General features: G+C 45.9%; 17 protein-coding genes. 11 read left to right on the forward strand and 6 right to left on the reverse strand.

All coding sequences use genetic code 11. The features are described from left to right. Positions 1-18 precede the first annotated feature (18 nt). The 4 genes from D1627_RS07370 to mnmE all read left to right on the forward strand — a co-directional run bounded on the left by D1627_RS07370 (position 19) and on the right by mnmE (position 4,516). The gene (locus D1627_RS07370) at positions 19-1,302 is read left to right on the forward strand and encodes a metal ABC transporter permease (protein ID WP_119431576.1); all 1,284 of its coding nucleotides are present in this window, start codon (positions 19-21) and stop codon (positions 1,300-1,302) included. 112 nt (positions 1,303-1,414) lie between these two features. Further along, positions 1,415-2,293, forward strand: a complete 879-nt coding sequence (locus D1627_RS07375) for a metal ABC transporter permease (protein ID WP_119431577.1) — start codon at positions 1,415-1,417, stop codon at positions 2,291-2,293. A 72-nt stretch (positions 2,294-2,365) separates the two neighbouring features. Next, on the forward strand, positions 2,366-2,971 hold the full coding sequence (locus tag D1627_RS07380; protein ID WP_119431578.1) for a thioredoxin family protein: 606 nt from the start codon (positions 2,366-2,368) through the stop codon (positions 2,969-2,971). Positions 2,972-3,136: 165 nt separating this feature from the next. Next, positions 3,137-4,516: a tRNA uridine-5-carboxymethylaminomethyl(34) synthesis GTPase MnmE gene (mnmE, locus tag D1627_RS07385; RefSeq protein ID WP_119431579.1), complete on the forward strand. Its 1,380-nt coding sequence runs from the start codon at positions 3,137-3,139 to the stop codon at positions 4,514-4,516. A gap of 35 nt (positions 4,517-4,551) precedes the next feature. Here the strand turns inward: mnmE and D1627_RS07390 are convergent, their stop codons facing one another. Continuing rightward, entirely contained in the window at positions 4,552-5,037 is a 486-nt protein-coding gene (locus D1627_RS07390) for a transposase (protein ID WP_199688393.1), read from the reverse strand. A 497-nt stretch (positions 5,038-5,534) separates the two neighbouring features. Here D1627_RS07390 and D1627_RS18585 point away from each other — a divergent pair, with 497 nt between their 5' ends. The 7 genes from D1627_RS18585 to D1627_RS07415 all read left to right on the forward strand — a co-directional run bounded on the left by D1627_RS18585 (position 5,535) and on the right by D1627_RS07415 (position 15,104). After that, positions 5,535-6,554, forward strand: a complete 1,020-nt coding sequence (locus tag D1627_RS18585) for a class I SAM-dependent DNA methyltransferase (RefSeq protein ID WP_262697021.1) — start codon at positions 5,535-5,537, stop codon at positions 6,552-6,554. Next, the gene (locus tag D1627_RS18590; protein ID WP_262697022.1) at positions 6,551-7,156 is read left to right on the forward strand and encodes an SAM-dependent methyltransferase; all 606 of its coding nucleotides are present in this window, start codon (positions 6,551-6,553) and stop codon (positions 7,154-7,156) included. Before D1627_RS18585 ends, D1627_RS18590 begins: the two co-directional genes overlap by 4 nt. Positions 7,157-7,164: 8 nt before the next feature. After that, the gene (locus D1627_RS07400; protein ID WP_119431580.1) at positions 7,165-8,889 is read left to right on the forward strand and encodes a hypothetical protein; all 1,725 of its coding nucleotides are present in this window, start codon (positions 7,165-7,167) and stop codon (positions 8,887-8,889) included. 29 nt (positions 8,890-8,918) lie between these two features. Further along, entirely contained in the window at positions 8,919-10,772 is a 1,854-nt protein-coding gene (locus D1627_RS07405; protein WP_119431581.1) for an AAA family ATPase, read from the forward strand. 67 nt (positions 10,773-10,839) lie between these two features. After that, entirely contained in the window at positions 10,840-11,229 is a 390-nt protein-coding gene (locus D1627_RS18515) for a type I restriction endonuclease (RefSeq protein ID WP_233555568.1), read from the forward strand. Between the two features lie 33 nt (positions 11,230-11,262). Further along, the gene (locus D1627_RS07410; protein WP_233555545.1) at positions 11,263-13,638 is read left to right on the forward strand and encodes a type I restriction endonuclease subunit R; all 2,376 of its coding nucleotides are present in this window, start codon (positions 11,263-11,265) and stop codon (positions 13,636-13,638) included. A gap of 254 nt (positions 13,639-13,892) precedes the next feature. Then, positions 13,893-15,104 carry a GAF domain-containing sensor histidine kinase gene (locus D1627_RS07415; protein ID WP_119431582.1) on the forward strand — a complete coding sequence of 404 codons (1,212 nt, stop codon included), beginning with the start codon at positions 13,893-13,895 and terminating at the stop codon, positions 15,102-15,104. A 62-nt stretch (positions 15,105-15,166) separates the two neighbouring features. On the opposite strand, the gene D1627_RS07420 is transcribed toward D1627_RS07415, so the two are convergent. The 5 genes from D1627_RS07420 to D1627_RS07435 all read right to left on the reverse strand — a co-directional run bounded on the left by D1627_RS07420 (position 15,167) and on the right by D1627_RS07435 (position 18,943). Continuing rightward, complete coding sequence (locus tag D1627_RS07420) at positions 15,167-15,997, reverse strand: hypothetical protein (protein WP_119431583.1); 831 nt, start codon at positions 15,995-15,997, stop codon at positions 15,167-15,169. Further along, complete coding sequence (locus D1627_RS18440; protein ID WP_199688394.1) at positions 15,994-16,164, reverse strand: hypothetical protein; 171 nt, start codon at positions 16,162-16,164, stop codon at positions 15,994-15,996. Before D1627_RS18440 ends, D1627_RS07420 begins: the two co-directional genes overlap by 4 nt. Beyond that, entirely contained in the window at positions 16,164-17,249 is a 1,086-nt protein-coding gene (locus D1627_RS07425) for a toxic anion resistance protein (RefSeq protein ID WP_119431584.1), read from the reverse strand. Before D1627_RS07425 ends, D1627_RS18440 begins: the two co-directional genes overlap by 1 nt. Before the next feature lie 4 nt (positions 17,250-17,253). Beyond that, positions 17,254-17,694, reverse strand: a complete 441-nt coding sequence (locus D1627_RS07430; protein WP_199688395.1) for a hypothetical protein — start codon at positions 17,692-17,694, stop codon at positions 17,254-17,256. Positions 17,695-17,827: 133 nt separating this feature from the next. Continuing rightward, complete coding sequence (locus D1627_RS07435; RefSeq protein ID WP_233555546.1) at positions 17,828-18,943, reverse strand: serine hydrolase domain-containing protein; 1,116 nt, start codon at positions 18,941-18,943, stop codon at positions 17,828-17,830. Between the last annotated feature and the right edge of the window lie 268 nt (positions 18,944-19,211).

Genomic DNA, 19,211 nt, shown 5'->3' on the forward strand with positions numbered 1-19,211 from the left:
AAAGTATAAACTGCTTGTATGAACGATTTTGTAGAGTTCTTTTCTTTTTCAGACACCAATATCCGGTACGTTACACTTGGCTCTGTGCTGTTGGCAAGCAGCTCGGCCGTAGTTGGCTGCTTTACGCTGCTCCGCAAAAGGGCGCTGGTAGGCGATGCCGTGGCACATGCCGTGTTACCTGGAGTTTGTCTTGCGTTTATACTTTCAGGCACAAAGAACCCATTTATACTTCTATTGGGAGCCTTCGTAACAGGCTGGCTATCTTTAGTTGCGATAGATTTTATAACTGCCCGCTCCCGCATTAAAGAGGATACGGCCATTGGGCTTGTACTTTCTGTTTTCTTTGGCGTTGGCATACTGTTACTCACTGCCATACAGCATTCCGGAAACGCCGCGCAAAGCGGTTTAGATAAGTTTCTGTTTGGCAAAGCGGCTTCCCTTGTCGGCGAAGACCTGATTGCCTTTGCCATTGTGGCGGTGCTGCTGCTGGTTACCACCATCATATTTTATAAAGAGCTCACGCTGCTATGTTTTGATCAGGCATACGCTAAGACAATCGGTTTTCCGGTGCGGCTACTTGAGTTATTACTAACCACGCTTACAGTTTTTGCAGTAGTGGTGGGCATTCAGGCTGTGGGAGTTGTGTTGATGGCGGCCATGCTGATAACGCCTGCCGCCGCAGCTCGCTTCTGGACTGATAAACTAAGTCTCATGCTGGTGCTGGCTGCGCTGATAGGAGCCTTTTCCGGGGTGGCAGGCGCATTTGTGTCCTACACGGCTCCAGCTATGCCTACGGGGCCATGGATTGTGCTCATCGTATCCATGATCGCTATATTATCCTTCGCTTTCGCACCGAAAAAAGGCTGGGTGTCGCGGTTGCTACGGCAGCGGCGCAACAAAACACAAATTCTGGAGGAAAACCTGCTCAAACTGATGTACCAGCTAGGAGAGCAAAAACCAAATTACGATGCACCGAGGCAACTGCACGAACTGCTGGAGAGAAGAGCCATCCCGCAAAAAGAAGCGAAGGCAGGTTTGAAGAGGCTTCAGAACCAAGGCTATGTAGAGAAGCTGCCTTCAGGCTGGAAACTTTCTAGCCAGGGCCAACGGCGCGGGGAACGTGTAGTAAGGCTGCACAGGCTTTGGGAACTCTACCTAACGCAGTATCTGCACTTGGCCTCCGACCACGTACACGAGGATGCTGAGACCATCGAGCACATTATTACGCCCGAACTGGAGCAAAAGCTCATAGAGGAATTAGATTTTCCGGTAATGGACCCTCACAGCGCCCGAATACCCTAGTAAGTTAAAGAGTTAGAGAGTTTGTAAGTTAAAGAGTTAGTGAGTTAATGCGCTAACATTCAAAATCACCACTTTAATAATCAAGCAATTACGCCATATAACAATTAAATAAGTGAACGCTTTTTGGATCATACTTACCGGATCATTGGTGGCAACGTGCTGTAGTTTGTTGGGCTGCTACTTAATTTTGCGCCGCATGGCCATGGTAGGCGATGCCATTTCGCATGCCGTGCTGCCAGGCATTGTCATTGCTTTTTTGCTAACCGGCTCCCGCGACTCGGTGCCGATGCTGATTGGTGCAGGGCTGTTAGGTGTGTTAACCACCTTTCTCATTGAGTTCTTCCATCGCTATGCCCGCGTGCAGGCCGATGCATCTATTGGTGTTACCTTTACCTGGCTGTTTGCCATCGGCATCATACTTATCTCTGTTTTTGCCGGCCAAGTAGACCTGGACCAGGATTGCGTACTTTACGGAGAGATTGCCTATGTTCCCTTAGACCTTTGGATTACAGAAGGCGGTTTAAGCTTAGGCCCAGGCACCGTTTGGACCTTAGCTTTTGTTACCATACTTATCCTGCTCTTTATAACGTTTGGCTACAAAGAGCTCTTCCTGACTGCTTTTGACCCAGGCTTTGCAGCAGCCATTGGTATTTCAACAACAGCCTGGTACTACTCTCTCATGACAGCAGTATCGCTTACCACTGTTGCCTCTTTCGAGTCTGTGGGTGCCATACTTGTTGTAGCCTTGTTGGTAGCGCCGCCGGCCACTGCTTATTTACTAACCGATAAATTTAAGAATATGCTGCTGCTATCGGTGCTTGCGGGCATCATAGCCTCCGTGGCAGGTTATTACTTGGCCGTTTGGATAGATGGCTCCATTGCGGGAGCAATTGCCACAGTAACAGGAATAGAATTTACGTTGGCTTTTCTTTTCTCGCCAAGCCGTGGCATACTTTTGAAAAGAAAGCAATTACAGCCAGTGCAGCATTAACCAGGAATTTATACAGTAGAATTGCTGTTACCGAAGCTACTTTAAAAACCTTACTTGAACAGTATCCATACAATGATAAAAAGAACAGCTATACTTTCGGTGCTTGGATTTGCTTTACTGGCAGGCTGTAATACCAGTACACCGCAGGCAGTATCTTCCGGCACAACAGATACAGCGCCCATAGCTACTCAAAGCAATACAACACAGGCTTCATCAACCACTAAAGCCACAGAAATACAGTGGCTAAGTATAGAGGAAGTTGCCGCACGCATGAAGCAGGCACCAAGGAAAGTGGTGATTGATGTGTACACAGATTGGTGTGGCTGGTGCAAAAAGATGGATAAAAGCACCTTTACCGATCCTGAAGTGGCTCAACTCGTAAACGATCATTTTTACGCCGTGAAATTGGATGCCGAAGGGAAAGAGCCCATCACGCTAAATGGCAAGACGTTTAACTTTAAGCCAGAGTATAAGGCGCATGAGCTGGCTGTGGCCTTGCTGCAAGGGCAAATGAGTTTTCCGACCACAGTTTACCTGGATGAAAATATGAACATGCTGGCTCCTGTTCCGGGTTACCTGGATGCAAAGAACTTCTCCAAAATACTACGTTACTTCGGGGAGAACCACCATCAGAACATGAATTTCCAGGAGTATGAAAAACAGGCTAAAGGCAATTAAGCTTTAGTTTAAACCTAATTCTCCAAACACTATCTCCATTGAAGTATGAAGTTGAGTTTATACTTTAAGATAGGCAGGACTCCAGCCAAATTTGAGACTTTTTAGGGGCAAGTTCGGTTTCGGCAATTTTGCCTAAATTTGTGCCGCGCTAAACTATACTTCGGTTTGATAAATCATACTTTCAATAACGATACAATTGTAGCCGTAGCTACTGCCCCAGGTGTGGGCGCCATTGCTGTCATCCGCCTTTCCGGCCCTGAGGCAATAACAATTACAAACGAGGTTTTCAAAGGAAAGGACCTTTCCAAACAGGCCAGCCATACTATCCACTTCGGAACCATCCGGGATGAAGGCAAGCTGCTGGACGAAGTGCTTGTGTCGCTGTTTGTGGGGCCTCACTCCTACACCAAGGAAAACGTAGTAGAAATTTCCTGCCATGGCTCTGATTACATTGTGCAGCAGATTATGCAGCTCCTGCTTAAAAAAGGCGCACGACTTGCCAATGCGGGTGAGTTTACCAAACGCGCTTTTCTTAACGGCCAATTTGACCTGGCGCAGGCTGAAGCTGTGGCCGACCTGATCTCCTCTGACTCTGCCCTCTCCCACGAAGTAGCTATGAAGCAAATGCGTGGCGGCTTTTCGCAGGAAATCAAGCGCTTACGTGCCGAACTGGTGCACTTTGCCTCTATGATTGAGCTTGAGCTGGACTTTGGCGAAGAAGATGTAGAGTTTGCCGACCGCGAACAATTGCGCACACTCATCCTGAACATACAAGCCATTATCCGGGAGTTGCTAAAGTCTTTTGAGCTAGGCAACGTGATCAAGAACGGCGTGCCTACGGTGATCGTCGGCAACCCGAATGCCGGTAAATCTACGCTACTCAACAAGCTGCTGAACGAGGAGAAAGCCATCGTGTCAGACGTGCCCGGCACTACCCGCGATTTTATTGAGGATGAGATAAACATCGAAGGCATTACTTTCCGCTTTATAGATACAGCCGGCCTCCGCGAGACCACTGATAAAGTTGAAGCCATTGGCGTAGAACGCACCATGCAGAAGCTAAGCCAATCTTCGTTGATCATTTATCTCTTCGACATGATGGAGGTGACTGCCGAAGAAGTGCAAGCCGAACTGGACAGGCTGAACCCGAAGAAGCTGCCGCTGGTAGCCGTAGCTAACAAGATCGATCAGGCATCGCCGGAGAAGCTTGCGGCCTTTGCAAGTATAGATAACCTGGTACAGATCTCGGCGGCGGAAGGCGCCAACCTGGACGACCTAAAGCAAGCGCTGGTCGAGAAAGTGAACCTCGGTAAACTAAATACCCAAAGCCAAACCATCGTCACGAACCTGCGCCACGTAGACAGCCTAAACAAGACCTACGCCGCCCTAGACGATGTTCTCAATGGCCTGGCACTGAGTATCAGTAACGACTTGGTGGCCGCCGACATTCGCCGCGCTCTCTACAGCTTAGGTGAGATAACCGGAGAAATTACCACAGACGATTTGCTGGATAATATTTTCACTAAGTTCTGCATCGGCAAATAACTTATAATCAGGGTTCGCAGGATTAAAAATGATTTTCAGGATGTGCTATAGTTGAGGTTTATAAGTGCTTCTACTTTTTGTTTCATCGTCCAGGCCCTTCTGCGGACAGGTCGCGACCTGTCCGCAGAAGGGGACTCTTGGTAAAATACATCGTCATTCAAAAAGGCTGAGGTATTTTGAATATAGTTTTTGATGTGTTCATAAGCTCTTTCGTGGCGTATGATATGATCGTGGAAAGAGCGTTGCCAGGCAAAGTTAACCAAACCAGCCTGCCGTATCAGTTTGAATGTGGTGATTTTATAAGCCCCCATCAATTCAGAAATTAATTTTATGTTGTGCGATTGAAATGTATGGCTTGCTGTTTCATCGACAGGCCGTTTCTCGGACTGATCGCCATCTGTCCCTACAAGGTAATGATCAATTTCAATGATAGCATGCACATGGTTCGGCATCACCACAAAAGCGTGTAAAACGACATACGGATACCGCTCTGCCAGCCAATGCCATTGCTGTATTGCCATCTGCCCATACCTATTCAGTTCCATCTCGCAATGCGCCACATACCCAAACACATATGCTTCTCCAACACACAGGAAGTCACAAAATCCAGCCCTTCGCGGCTATAATCATACCCCAGCATCCTGTTCCGTTTCCGATCCGGTAAAGCCAGGAAAAGGTATGCGCGCTTTACCACTCGTAGGGACAGGTCTCGACCTGTCCGCAGCAAAGGCTGACCGATGAAACATAAACTTATCAAGTAGTCAGAATCAGGATTTATAAGATTTATTTTTTTGTGCAGGATGTTCGATAGGTAAGGTTTATCTGATTTATACTTTATGTTGCATCGATAGGCTATTGCACGGTCAGTTCTGAGGAGGATTCGGGAAATTTTTGTGGGAACGATTCAGACAGGTCGCGACCTGTCCCTACGAAGAGATAAATATTTTGCATCATCTATATATTTTTCTTCCTTTTTCTATACCTTGTAATACTGTTTTAACATGGATTACAAGTATACATGGCCACTAACAATACCCCCTCCGCCAAAGCAAAGGCGGATATAGATTTTGAAAACGAACTCTGGAATGCTGCCAACGAGCTGCGTGGCGCTGTAGCCGAGAACCAGTACAAAGACTACGTGCTCTCGCTGCTGTTTGTAAAACACCTCTCCGAGCGCTACGAACTGCGAAAGCAGGAAATACAGCAGGACTTTGCCAACCCCGAAAGCGATTACTATAACATAGAGGCCCACCAGCAAGCCGAGGTACTCGAAGACGAACTGGAGTACCAGGTAAAGAACGTGTACCGCCTGCCCCAGCAAGCCACCTGGGAGTACCTGCGTGAGAACACCGAGCAGGACGACATAAAAGTGAAGGTAGACCAGGCCTTTGTGCTGCTCGATGAGCTGCTGGCCAAACGCAACCCTGACTACAAAGGTGTGCTGGAGTCGATCTTCGTGAAAAGCCAGCTCTCTCCTACGCAGGTGGCCGGGCTCATCAACCTGTTCTCCAAAGAGAAGTTCTCCGAGATCAACAACCCCGAGTCCGACATCTACGGCCGTGTGTATGAGTACTACATCGGCAAGTTTGCCATGGCCGAAGGCTCCGGTGGGGGGCAGTTCTTTACGCCGGGCGCGGTGGTGCGTTTGCTCGTGGAAATGCTGGAGCCGCTCAAGGGCCGCATCATGGACCTGGCCTGTGGCTCGGGTGGTATGTTTGTGCAGAACCTCAAGTTTTTACAGGCGCATGGCGGCGACAAAAACGACATCTCCATTTACGGGCAGGAGCGCTACGAAGGCACGCTGCGCCTCTGCAAAATGAACCTGCTGCTGCGCAACCTCTCCTTCGACGTGAAACTGGGCGACTCGCTGCTGCAGGACCGCTTCCCCGACCTGAAGGCCGACTACGCCCTCATGAACCCGCCGTTTAACATCTCTAACTGGCACCCCGAGTTGCTACCAGACAACGACCCGCGCCTCTTCGGGGCTAAAGATACCTTTACCACGCCCGGCAACGCCAAAACATGTGTAGCCGCATGATTAGGCACCACCTGAGCGAGCGCGGCACGGCTGGCGTGGTGATGGCCAACGGCGCCATGACCACCGGAAGCGCCGGCGAAAAGAACGTGCGCGAGCACATGATACAGCAAGGCATGGTAGACTGCATTGTGCAGATGCCCGACAAGCTGTTCATGACCACCGGCATACCGGCCTGTATCTTTATACTGAGCAAAAACCGCGACGGCCGCGACGGCGAGCACCGCGAGCGCAAAAACGAGATCCTCTTTATAGATGCCCGCAAACTGGGCACGATGGCCAGCCGCCGACTGCGTGTGTTCGAAGATGCCGACGTGGCTCGAATTGCCGACACCTACCATACCTGGCGCAACATCAGCGGCAGCTATACCGATGCAGAAGGCTTCTGCAAGGCCGCTACCTTAGTCGAAGTGGCCGCCAACAATTACGTGCTCTCGCCGGGCCGCTATGTGGGCTCCGAAGCCGAGGAAGACGACGGCGTTCCGTTTGAAGAGAAGATGAAGCTGCTGACCACCGATCTGGCCGCTCAGTTTGAAGAAAGCGCCCTGCTGGAGAAGCGGATTCGGGAGAATCTAAAGGGAATTGGGTTTGACATTAACATCTAATTTTAAGCATGAAAATAGATTTAGAGGAAAAGTCTAAGCAACTCAAAAATTTAGTTGCCCAGTTTGACTCCAAAATGTTTTTAGGAGAACTAAGTGGAATGAAACAATTTATTTCACCAACCAACCAATTAGAATCTCTGAAAGGTTTAAAATCTCCGCTCAGGCAGTTTTACTATTTAGCCAGCCTAAATCTTACATCATCACCTGAAAATATCACAAAGGACCGATTTTCTGATGAGGAGTGGGAAGAAATAAAGTCTCTTCTTATCGAAATAGAAGAAGGTTATATACAATATTTCTTGCCAGATGGCGAAACTGAAATCAGTGAGGAATGGATCAAAAAAAGAAAGGTAGCTATGCCTTCTTTTCTTAATTATTTCAACCAGACTGCACTTAACTATGAAGAACAAGTTATCGAAAGGATCAAATTATACTTTAATCCTTTAGAGAAAGAAATCATAAATCAGTTTGGGCTAAGCATAGATGATTTTATATCCATCTATAATTACATTGATTCTGTACCTAATAAGTTCCTTGAAGAAAAGATTCATAAGAAAGAGGGGCAACAGACATGGGAAGAGTTTGCTGAATCAATGATAGAGCAGGGTATAATGCCAGATAAATGGCAGGAACACATGCCGGAGCACTTTAGCAATTTCTTTAACTTCCTGTATGATCATGGAAGTATGCTAAGATTTACATTTGAACAGTTAGAACAGCAATTCGGTCCAGAGAAAGCAAAAGCATTTTTAGATACTTTCACTATCGAAAGAAATGAAACAGGGTTTTTATACTATACTGAAAAAAATCCATTATTCATAAAGCCTATTTTTAAAGTGGGAGAAAATGAATATCAGTGTTTAGAGTATAAACAAGTTGTTCACGCAATTTATGACACTCTATTTGAGTTCTGTTTTAATGACAAAAAACTAAAAGAAAGGCTTTTAGCGATTAGAGGTAAAAAGTTTGAGGATAAAATAGTAGAGGTTTTCCAAAGCTTCTTTAACAATGAAGCTACGGTATATAAAGGATTTTACACACAAGATGGTCACGAACAAGATCTACTTTTCTTGATTAAAGGCTTAGCATTAATTGTTGAGGCAAAATCATCTAAACGAAAAGAACCCAAAAGAAATCCTGATACAGCTTATCCCTTTATTGAAGCTAATTTTAATGAAACTATTCAAAAAGGGTATGATCAAGCATTTCGTATAAAAGAAAAGTTTATAGATCGAGAAACAATTAAAATTTATAGTGATCAAAAGCTTAAAAATCATGTAATTGATTTAAAACCAAAAAACTTTCATAGTGCCTACTCAATAATTGTAACTCAAGAAGTATTTGGTCATATTCAGATACATTTAAGTGAACTTCTTGATGTTTATGAAGATGATACATATCCTTGGAGTGTAAGCCTAGATGATTTAGAAGTCATACTACTTTATATGAAAAAGGAAGGTTTGAACTTACGTGATTTTATCAAGTTCCTACAAGTTAGAGAGTGCCTTCACGAGAATGTTACCGCAAATGATGAGTTAGACGTGTGCGCCGGTATTCTTTCCCATAAGATTACTAAAGAAGTAGCTAAAGTTGAACATTTACTAGTGATTCCACCTGAGTATGCAGGTATTTTTGATGAACACTACCATAAAGGTGGTCTCGGCTTCAAGGAAGAAAAAAATATGAAGTATAAGACTAGTAATAAGTACATGGTACTTGGATCACATAGATAATAATTTCAGGTAACTAGTTAAATATTTTCATGAGATACCCATTTGAATCAATAAATTTAAATAAACATGATTTTAAGGAGTACACCTCAACTGAGGGCAATGAATTTGTAAGTAACCTATCTAAAATCAACATCTTTATAGGTACAAACAACTCTGGTAAAAGTAGGTTTGCAAGGACACTGTTCTCTAAGAACGACTTTGGTGTCTTATACAGAAATGTCTCAATTGATGAAATCAATAACATAATTGAGGGCTTAAAGGTCGATATAACAAAGTTTTACTCTGACCATAGAATGAATGACTATGGAAATGTACAAAATGAGATATTTCCCAAACTCAAACCATTACATTTTTTCGCTAGTGACTTAGATATTAAAAACTATTTAGTTGAACCATTAAAAAGAATTGCTTCATTAGGAGGAAACGGTGGGTTAAGTGGTAACGTGAATAGACAAGACCTGGCCACATTTCTTAGAGATACTGGAGAGAATTATTTAAGAACATTAGAAGAGCTAGGCATTGTAGATTTTAAACCTGATTTTAGAAAAATCTATATTCCGACATTAAGAGGATTAAGAACTCTTGGCCGTTCAAATGGTAAATTCATTCATGAAGACATTTTTTTAGAAAGAACTAAGGTTGACTATTTTCCAAATATAGATGAGGTGAATAGCAAAATTTATACAGGCTTAAGTTTATACGAAGACACAAAATCTTTATTACTTGGCACTAAAGAAGATCGCGACAAAATCAAAAATTTTGAAGATTTTCTGAGTTCTAATTTTTTCAATAATCAGCCCATCAATATTATACCTAGACAAGGTGATGATGTTGTACATGTTCTACTAGGTTCAAGAGAGTTACCAATTTATAACTTGGGTGATGGTATTCAAGCAATCATAGTTTTAACTTACCCTCTATTCTTTAATCAGGGTAAAGAGATGAAAATTTTTATTGAAGAGCCTGAACATTATCTACATCCAGGATTTCAACGCGTATTTATGGAAACGCTTGTAAGACCTGAATTTGATTCATTCCAATATTTTATAACAACACATTCAAATCATTTACTAGATATTACAGTTGATTTGGACAGTATTTCTGTATACACTTTCAAATCAAACTCTAAAAATCAATTTTTAATTGAAAATGTAGAGAATGAAGACACTAACATATTAGAACTAATCGGTGTCAGAAATGCCTCTGTTTTTTTATCAAACTGTACAATATGGGTTGAAGGCATAACAGATAGAATTTATATAAGAAAATATCTTGAAATTTATCAGAATAGCTTACAGTCTAATTTAGAATTCAAAGAGGATACTCATTATTCATTTGTCGAATATGGAGGTGGTAACATAACCCATTGGTCATTTTTGAATCCTTCTGACCCTAACCACAAGAATATTGAAGTTAAAAAATTATGTGGTAAACTATTTTTGATAAGTGACAAAGATGGAGCTGGCCTAAAGGCTGATGGTCAACCTGATTCAAGAAAGAAAAAGAAGTATGAGCGACATGAAGAACTTAAGAAGAATCTAGGAACTAGATATTACTGTTTAGAGTCCCGTGAAATAGAAAACACATTAAGTTCTAAAATTCTAAAATCCATTGTGACAGATTATGAAACAAGAAAGGGAAATAAAAACTTTAGCTTTACTAAATTCACTCATGATGATTATAAAGACAAATCATTAGGAAAGTATTTAAATAATCACATCGTAGGTAGAAAAAGAGATTATTCTGATGATTCTGAAACAATAAATGATAAATTAAACTTTGCTAAAAAAGCTGTTGAACGTATTAAAGATTTAAGTGATTTAACTGATGATGCAAAAAACTTAGTTGAGCGTATTTACTCTTTTATAAAGGATAATAATTAGACAATGTAGCTTCTTGTAATATCTTGATGAACTGAAGCCGGAGTTTCTCTACAACCCCGGCTCAGATCTGCACCAGCGCAACCACGCCTTCCACCTCAAACTCAGCAAAGGCATCAGCAAAACCTGGAAAGACGACAGCGGCAAACAGCACTTCGGCCACTTCTACTCTATCGCCTACGACGACGTGCACCAGAACGACTTCCGGGTAGTCAACCAGTTCACGATCATCGGCAAAAGCAATCGCCGCCCCGACCTGATCATTTTCGTGAACGGCCTGCCACTGGTGCTCTTCGAGTTCAAGGACATGTTCAAACAGGACACGACCGTAGAAGCCGCCTACAACCAGGTGCAGCACTATACCTACCAAATTCCGCAGCTCTTCGAGTACAACGCCCTCACCATCGTCAGCGATGGCCAGACCACCCTGCACGGCATGTACAGCAGCGGCCTGGAGTAGTTTGCCGCCTGGAAAAGCACAGACGGTCGCGAGGTGGTAAACAATGGATTTGCGCTGGAAACCCTTATTAAAGGCCTGCTCGTGCCAGAGCGCCTTTTGCAATACGTGCGCTACTTCATCTTCCATGAGCCAGACAAAGGCCAGCTGATAAAGAAAGGCGCCAAGTACCACCAGTTCTTCGGGATACAATATGCCCTGCAGGAAACCATGAAGTCGGTAAAGCCCAACGGCGACGGCCGCATTGGCGTGGTATGGCACACCACCCGCTCCGGCAAAAGCATTACCATGGCCATTTATACCGGCATCCTCCGCCAACTGCCCGAGCTCAAAAACCCAACCATTGTGGTGCAGGTAGACCGCTTCGACCTCAACCGCCAGCTTTTCGACGATTTTGTGGCTGCCAAAGACCTGGTAGGCGACGTGAGCATTGCCAACACCACCGACGAGTTGCGCAGCCTGCTGAGCGGAGAAGGCGGAGGCGTGGTATTTAGCACCGTGCAGAAGTTTAACCTGAAAGACAACGCCAATGGCCGCGAGCTGGAGCATCCCGTCCTGAGCACCCGCGACAACATTATTGTGATAGCCGACGAGTGCCACCGCACCCAGTACGGCCTGATACAGGGCTTTGCCAATAACCTGCGCCGTGCCCTGCCGCAGGCCAGCTTCATTGGCTTTACCGGCACTCCCGTAGATAGCAAAGACGCTGACACCGAAGCCGTTTTCGGGGAGATCATCCATACCTACGACATCAGGCAAGCCACCGAAGACAAAGCCGTAGTACCGATCTACTATGAACCGCGCCTGGCCAAACTGCATTTAGGCAACGAGCAGCTAGAGGAAGAAGCCGAAGAGATAACCGGCGGGCTGGAAGACAGCGACAAGAACAAGATACTCTGGGCTGCCATGGAAGACGCAGCCGGTTCTGCCGCGCGTGTGGAGGCTATCGCCAAAGACATGCTTCAGCACTATACCAACCGCAATGCCAGCCTGAGCGGCAAGGCCATGATCGTGTGCATAAGCCGGCGCAACTGCGTAAAGCTCTACGATGCCCTCACCGTGCTGGAGGGTTGCCCCGAGGTAGCCGTAATCATGACCACCAACATCGCCAAGGACCCTGTTACCTGGAACCCGCACGTGCGCACCAAAGAGCAGATGGAGGCCATCAAAAGCCGCTTCAAAAACCCCGACGACCCGCTAAAACTCGTGATCGTGCGCGACATGTGGCTGACAGGCTTCGACAACCCGGCCATGCACACGCTGTATGTAGACAAGGTAATGAGCGGCCATAACCTGATACAAGCCGTAAACCGCGTCGCCACCGTTTTCCGAGACAAGCCCAGCGGCCTGATCGTGGACTACATCGGCATAGGCGACAGGCTCCGCGACGCCACCAACAAATACACCACCTCCGGAGGCCAGGGCAAAGTAGCCTTTGATATTGAGGAGGCGTTCTCACTTACCCAGGAAGTAATAGCGCTGCTGCAAGCGTCATTGCCCGATGGCGTGAACTATAGCCCTTGGCTTGCCTTAACCGGACCTGAAAAGATAAAGCTGGTAAGCCAGACTACCAATCATTTTGTATCGGATGATGAGTTGTGCAAGGCTTTTATGCTGAACGAAAAGAAACTGAGCAGCCTTGCCCCTATTGTAAAGAACCACGCCAGCATTAATGCCATTTCCGTAGACCTTATCTTTTTCCAGCATGTTGGCGCTGCCGTGCGCAAAGTAAAGTACCCGACCACCAACATCAAGAAATCGCAAGGCCAGATCAAAGACCTCATTCACCGCAGCATCGAAAGCGAAGACGTTGTAGACGTGTTCCAGATGGCCGGCATCGAGCGCTTCGACATCTCCATCATCAATGACGATTTCCTGGCCACCGCCAAAGCCCATAAAACCGGCAACGAACTGAAGCTGGAGCTAATCCGCCAGATCCTGAACGATGAGATAAAAGTGCGCTCCGCTAAAAACCTGGCAAAGTCACGTAAGCTGAAAGAGGCAGTAGAGAAAATCCTGGCTGACTACCACAACCACTTTTTCGATAGCCTGGTAGCCATGGAAAAACTACGCGAGGTAGCCAAACAGATGCAGGAAGAAGACGAACGCCGTAACCAGCTCGGCCTCACCGAAGAGGAAGAAGCCTTCTACGAGATTCTGGCCAACCACCCCAACGCAGTGCAGGATTTCGACCTCATAAAGGAACTGGTGCAAAAGATACTGGCCGAAGTAAAGAAAAGCGCCCAGCAACCCGACTGGTACAAAAAGGACGACACCAAAGCTCAACTGCAACTAGCCGTTAAAAAGGTGCTGCGGTTTAAAGTGAATGGTGAACTGCAGGAGATATTGGATGAAGTGATGGAGCAGGCTGAAGCCAGGTATAGCAAGTGGGGTGATATGCGTGTGGCGTAGTCCATTTTTGGTAGGGCCAACTCACGACCTGGCCGCAGAACAGCTAATCTATGTAACCATAAAACAACATCACGATAAAGCAAAATTCTATATTGTGGGAGACGGTTCAAACAACGGAGGATTTTGAATTAGTCTGCTTGCATTACCTTAACTAATCTACTTATACTTCATAACACTAGAGAAACAGGAGAACCCTTGTAAGTATCAGCTTTTTAACTTTATTTCGTGCGAAAATTAATTGATTAGCTTAATTTATGCCAACTTCCTCTCCTATTCCGGCAAATGAGTTTGAACGAGTACTAGACCTGATTGAACTCGACCTCGATTACACAGCCCAGCACGAAAGTTTTGAAGACCTTGTAAAGCTTGCCGCTCGTGTGGCAGGCACAGAGATTTCGCTGTTGAACTTGATCGACTCTTTTACGCAGTGGACAATTTCCAGGCATGGTATGGATATGGAGCAAATGCCACGTGAGGATACTGTTTGCCAGTTCACCATTATGGAGAGCGATTTTCTGGAAGTAAAGAATTTGATGTTGGATGAGCGTTTCCGGGAGAAATCATACGTGGCCGGCGATGCAGCACTACGCTATTATTTTGGAGTGCCGCTAAAGACACCGAACGGGTACAGCATTGGCGCACTTTGTATGCTCGATAGAGTAGAGCACACCCTTACACCGGAAAAGGTAGAATTGCTTAAAATTATTGCGGATGAGATTGTAGCCCGCCTGATCATGGTCCAGGCAATTAACAACCTGAAGTACGATCTGAATGAGGCAAAGGAAGTTAAGAAGCGCGTTGCACATGATATTAGAGGGCCAATAGGTGGCATTATTGGCCTGGCGCAACTTATTAGCCAGCGAGGTGAGAAAAATAAGCTGGATGATGTGCTTCAGTTCATAAAACTTATTCAGAAAAGCGGCACGTCCTTACTGGAGCTAGCCGATGAGATTCTGAATACTGACGTGAAATCCATACAAGCTGCACCTGAGCTTACTGAGCATGAGCTTAACCTTTTAGTATTTAAGGACAAGCTGGAAAAGCTATACTTACCACAGGCTAAAAACAAAAGCATAAGCTTCCTGGTAAATATTAACCCTGAAAATGGCGTAGTGCCATTCCCTAAAAATAAACTGCTGCAGATTACCGGCAACCTTATCTCGAACGCCATGAAGTTTACGCCTGTAAATGGCAAGGTTACCGTGGATTTGGACTTAGAACTGAAAGACAATGCCAAAAACCTGCATATCGTAGTTCGCGATACGGGTGTGGGGTTGGATGTGCCTAAGATGGAGGCTATTCTTAACGGGACGGCTGCCTCAACCGACGGAACGAGTGGTGAACAGGGCTACGGTTTTGGCTTACCGCTTGTGAAGCACTTAGTTGATGGCCTTAATGGTACGCTCACCGTGCAATCAGCCCTTGGACAAGGCGCTATTTTCGACATCAAATTACCTTTTAATTAACCTGACGTATATTTTTGGCTTAAACCGTGTGCTATGAGTTTAAAAAACTAATAGCACACAAGCTATCTTCCTTTTCTATAGGAGCTAACCGGAAATAACCGCTCCTCTTCCAAACTCAATGCATAGGGCGCGCCATTCCAGTGTATAACAGGCACCATGTCGGCGGGTTGTTTTGCGCTGGTGTCGGCGGGCAAATACAGCATGGTGTTACCAGCGTAACTTATACCGCTAATGCCCAGCCTGCTGGATACAAAGGCTATAAAATCGGCTTTTTCTTCGGGTGTGGATGAGTAGCCAATCTCGTGCGTACTTAGCCCTTCGTTAGCATCCTCGCGTAGGTAAACTATTTTGGAATACGTATCAATGGAAATATGCGGAATGGCCAATTGCGGCACTTCTGTTTGCGCCTGAGCGGTTACCACAGGTGCGCGCTGGTTCTGTTTTTTTACAGCCATCACCTCTTTGGTTTCCCGCCTGAACGGCCCAAGCACAAAGGTTCTGCCAATTACCTCCGGCCTTGCTGTTGCTTGCTCTGTTGCTGGCATCTGCATTTCTTTTACCGCAGTGCGTGGCCTTTTTGTATCGATAATAGCCGTGAAAGTACTCAGAAAATGGTCCGTGTGCTGCAGATGAAACAGCTCTAACTCGTGCAGCCTGCCCCGCCCCGAAAGGTACACGTGGATGCGCCGCGTCTTATCATAAACCGTGAGTAATTTTTGCGTATGAGCGGTGCCTTTATAGCGCTGGTAAAGGTCCTGCAGGGCGTCCAGGCGCCTTGCTGAATTTTCAAAGTATGGCAGCTCCTGCTGCTGTACACCTTCCTGTTGGCCAACTACGGCCCTATTGCCGCTGGCGTTCTGTGTCCCGAAAAGCGTTCTGAAAAAACTGTTCATCGGGATAGTATACGTTTGAGATGTTCCGTTTCTATGGCCACCTGCACTTTTTCGGCGAGTTTGAGCTGCTCCTGAATGTCATCCAGCTTTTGCAGGTAAGCATCCAGTAATTCCTCCTGTTCCTCGGTTAGTATGCTGTTAGCGGGTCTGGCAGTATCCTGTGGCATCAGTTCGTTTCTATTCGTTTCGACTTACCAAATGTGCTGATGATTTTATTGTGAAGCTCTTCCTGCACTTCGGCCAACTCTTTCACGGCCTCTGCCCGCTTCTTGCTTCCTTCTTCGGATATCTTCAGCACAGAATCAAGGGTTTCCACCATGTCGCGATTTACTTTTTTAAGCGTTTCTACATCCACTATACCGCGCTCGTTTTCTTTTGCTGCGCTTACAACGTTGGTCTTCAGGAGCTGTGAGTTTTTGAGCAGCATTTCGTTGGTGGTGTCTGTAACTTTTTTCTGAATCTCCAGTGCCTTGCGTTGCTTTTCCAGTCCGAGCGCAATGGCTACCTGCTGCCTCCAAACAGGTATAACCGTTACAATGGAGTTCTGTATCTTTTGAGCGAGTACTTCGTTGGTGTTCTGGATCATCCGGATTTGCGGCATACTCTGGGTGGCAATGGTATGCGAGAGTGTCAGGTCGTGCACCTTTTTCTCCAGGCGCTCTTTAAAGGCAGCCACGTCGCTCAGGTGCTGCACAGCCAGTTCATCCTGATCGCTGGCTTCTACCTCTGCCTGCAGTTTAGGAAGTATAACTTCATCCAGTTCCTCCACCTTCATTTTGCCAGCCGCTATCACAGCCCTTACCTCGTGTATGTACTCCACGGCCTGCTTAAACATAACCTCCAAGCCGGTAGAATCCTTTAGTATACTTTGGCGCGTTTTCTCGAGCTTTACTACCACATCATCCACGTTTTCGGAGATAGTGTTATACTTGGTTGCGATGCGCTGCGAGCGGTCTTTATACTTGCTAAAGAAAGGAATCCGGGACATTAAGCCTTTTTTCTCCTCCTCATCAATACGGATCATGTTTATCTGGTTGAGCAGCTCGTTTATGGCCGCGCCAACATCGCCGGAGTCTTTTGCTTTTACCTTGGTGAGCAGCTCGTTTGAATAGTAGCCTAGTTTACGCTGGGTTTCCACACCAAAATTGGTGAGCGTTTCCGGTTTCTCTGGGTCAATGCTTTTGCTGATGTCAAGGGCGCGCTGTTGTATCAGTTCTTTGTCTTCTACAAGCGAGATGTTAGTGTTTTCCATGGTTCTATACTCCGAAGTGCTCTTGGTGAAGGTTATCGATTATTTGCTGTTGCCTGGTGATGTTATTCTGTTTTTCTGTACGCTCAAACCACTCTATTTCGTTGGCGGGCAAGTAATCGCCGAGCAGTTCGCGAACTTCGCGCAATAAGGCTTCCCCTTTCTTCGTCCTGAATTCCGGGTTCTTATAAAAGGCACTGTGGAAAGTAACTTTTACCTGACCGGCCTGAGTAACGGCAAGCTCCTCTACCTCTACCGTCAGCTCAGAGGTTTGGTTATGATCTGTGATAACGGTGCGATAAACGCCTCGATTGCCTTGTTGCATGGCAGCGGCACAGGCCTCTTTAGCAGTTTGAATAGCCCGGCGCAACTGGCGGTTCGGTTTAATTTGGTGGCCATAAAAATACCCTAGCACTGCTCCTATCACTAAAGCCCAGAAAATTAACATAAGCGATGGTACTTTTGATGCGAGATGTAAGACTATACTTTTATACGTGGATTCTGCACCCTAAGATGGCTGAATACGCGCTGCTCAAAATATTATCCGCAGGCAAATTGGCTACGGACTTGTGCTGTTCGGCTTAGGGCCTACTTTTCTGTGTATAAGGAGTGTATCCGTTCCAATTCCAGGGTGTGTAGGTATCGCCTATACTTACTTCTAGCAACGCTTTAAAAATGCTCTCCGCATTATCGCTATTGCTCAGTATAACCACACCAGTGCCTTGCTCCGGGAAAATAATGGAATAATGCTGAAAGCCCTCGCTGTGCCCTTCCTTAAAAGCACCTGTACCGTGCGGCGTTTGGATCAAGCCCCAACCCAAACCGTAACTCAGCGTTATGCCATCGTAAGCTGTCGTATCTTTTAAACTCAACGGGCCAAACTGCCTTGCAGAGCGAATCCTGATCTGCGGGCGGAACATCTCGCTGGTGGTGCCTTGGCTTATGATTTTATGTTGCAGCACCGCCGAAATAAAACGGGCATAATCATCGGGTGTGGTCTCGAGGGTGCTGGCCGCTCTGGCTTCGTTATCTTTATCCTTTTTGTATAACTCTCCCGAAGAAGTGTGCCCCACAGCATGATCTGCCTCAAAGCGCGGCTGCCAGGTATAAGAAGATTGCGCCATGCCAGCCGGGCCGAACACTTTTTCCTGCATGAGTTGCTCCATCGGCTTACCGAGCAGCTTTTCTAACACAACCTGTAAGTACACCAGCCCTTCGCCAGAGTAGCTGTACCTGCTGCCAGGGCTAAGCTTTACCCTCAGTTTTTTATCCGGTTCAAACCAGCGCCAGTTCGGGAACCCTGAAGTATGCGCCAGGCACATCCTGGCCGTAATACGCGCGTAAAGAGAATCTTCTTTTAAATCGCTGAAATCATCATGCCACTTGGTCTGTGGCTTGTAAGTATAAATTGGTTTTGGTAGGTATGATTGCAAGGGTTTGTCCAGGTCGATTTTCCCCTCCTCCACAAGTTTCATTACCAGCACTGCGAACACCGCCTTGCTAAGCGATGCGCCATAAAAGTTTGTGCTTCCGTTAATCGGTTCTTTTGTAACTGCGTTTTTGTATCCGAACGCTCTTTGGTAAACTGATTTGTTATCGTTAAAAACCGTCACTACCAAACCTTGAACCTGAGCAGCCTTTACAAGCGCATCAATTTTCTGGTCCAGCATTTTAGCTTCTATCGTGGTCCCGTTCAATCTTTTGATTTTTTGTGCTGAAGCGCCTAAAGTGAATGCAGAAAGGAAAATACAAAGGGTGAAAAAGTTTACCATGAACGTTAGATTTATAATGACACAAGCAAAAGTACTATATATGGCTTATACTAGGTTAAAGCATAATAGGTTAAGCGTTAAGCGGCTATGCTGATGTCAATCATTGATTTGATAGTGTTACGGCTTTTCTGTAGGTAGACCTGTATGCAAAATAAACGCTATACACCTCAGAAATTATACGTACCTTTAGCTA

Source organism: Pontibacter oryzae (assembly GCF_003576375.1).
Taxonomy (GTDB): domain Bacteria; phylum Bacteroidota; class Bacteroidia; order Cytophagales; family Hymenobacteraceae; genus Pontibacter; species Pontibacter oryzae.

Coding starts and splice junctions, on each gene's coding strand:
- D1627_RS07370 (WP_119431576.1), top strand. CDS start 19: ATGAACGATTTTGTAGAGTTCTTTTCTTTTTCAGACACCAATATCCGG.
- D1627_RS07380 (WP_119431578.1), top strand. CDS start 2,366: ATGATAAAAAGAACAGCTATACTTTCGGTGCTTGGATTTGCTTTACTG.
- D1627_RS07390 (WP_199688393.1), bottom strand. CDS start 5,037: ATGGCAATACAGCAATGGCATTGGCTGGCAGAGCGGTATCCGTATGTC.
- D1627_RS18585 (WP_262697021.1), top strand. CDS start 5,535: ATGGCCACTAACAATACCCCCTCCGCCAAAGCAAAGGCGGATATAGAT.
- D1627_RS18590 (WP_262697022.1), top strand. CDS start 6,551: ATGATTAGGCACCACCTGAGCGAGCGCGGCACGGCTGGCGTGGTGATG.
- D1627_RS07400 (WP_119431580.1), top strand. CDS start 7,165: ATGAAAATAGATTTAGAGGAAAAGTCTAAGCAACTCAAAAATTTAGTT.
- D1627_RS07405 (WP_119431581.1), top strand. CDS start 8,919: ATGAGATACCCATTTGAATCAATAAATTTAAATAAACATGATTTTAAG.
- D1627_RS07415 (WP_119431582.1), top strand. CDS start 13,893: ATGCCAACTTCCTCTCCTATTCCGGCAAATGAGTTTGAACGAGTACTA.
- D1627_RS07420 (WP_119431583.1), bottom strand. CDS start 15,997: ATGAACAGTTTTTTCAGAACGCTTTTCGGGACACAGAACGCCAGCGGC.
- D1627_RS18440 (WP_199688394.1), bottom strand. CDS start 16,164: ATGCCACAGGATACTGCCAGACCCGCTAACAGCATACTAACCGAGGAA.
- D1627_RS07425 (WP_119431584.1), bottom strand. CDS start 17,249: ATGGAAAACACTAACATCTCGCTTGTAGAAGACAAAGAACTGATACAA.
- D1627_RS07430 (WP_199688395.1), bottom strand. CDS start 17,694: ATGTTAATTTTCTGGGCTTTAGTGATAGGAGCAGTGCTAGGGTATTTT.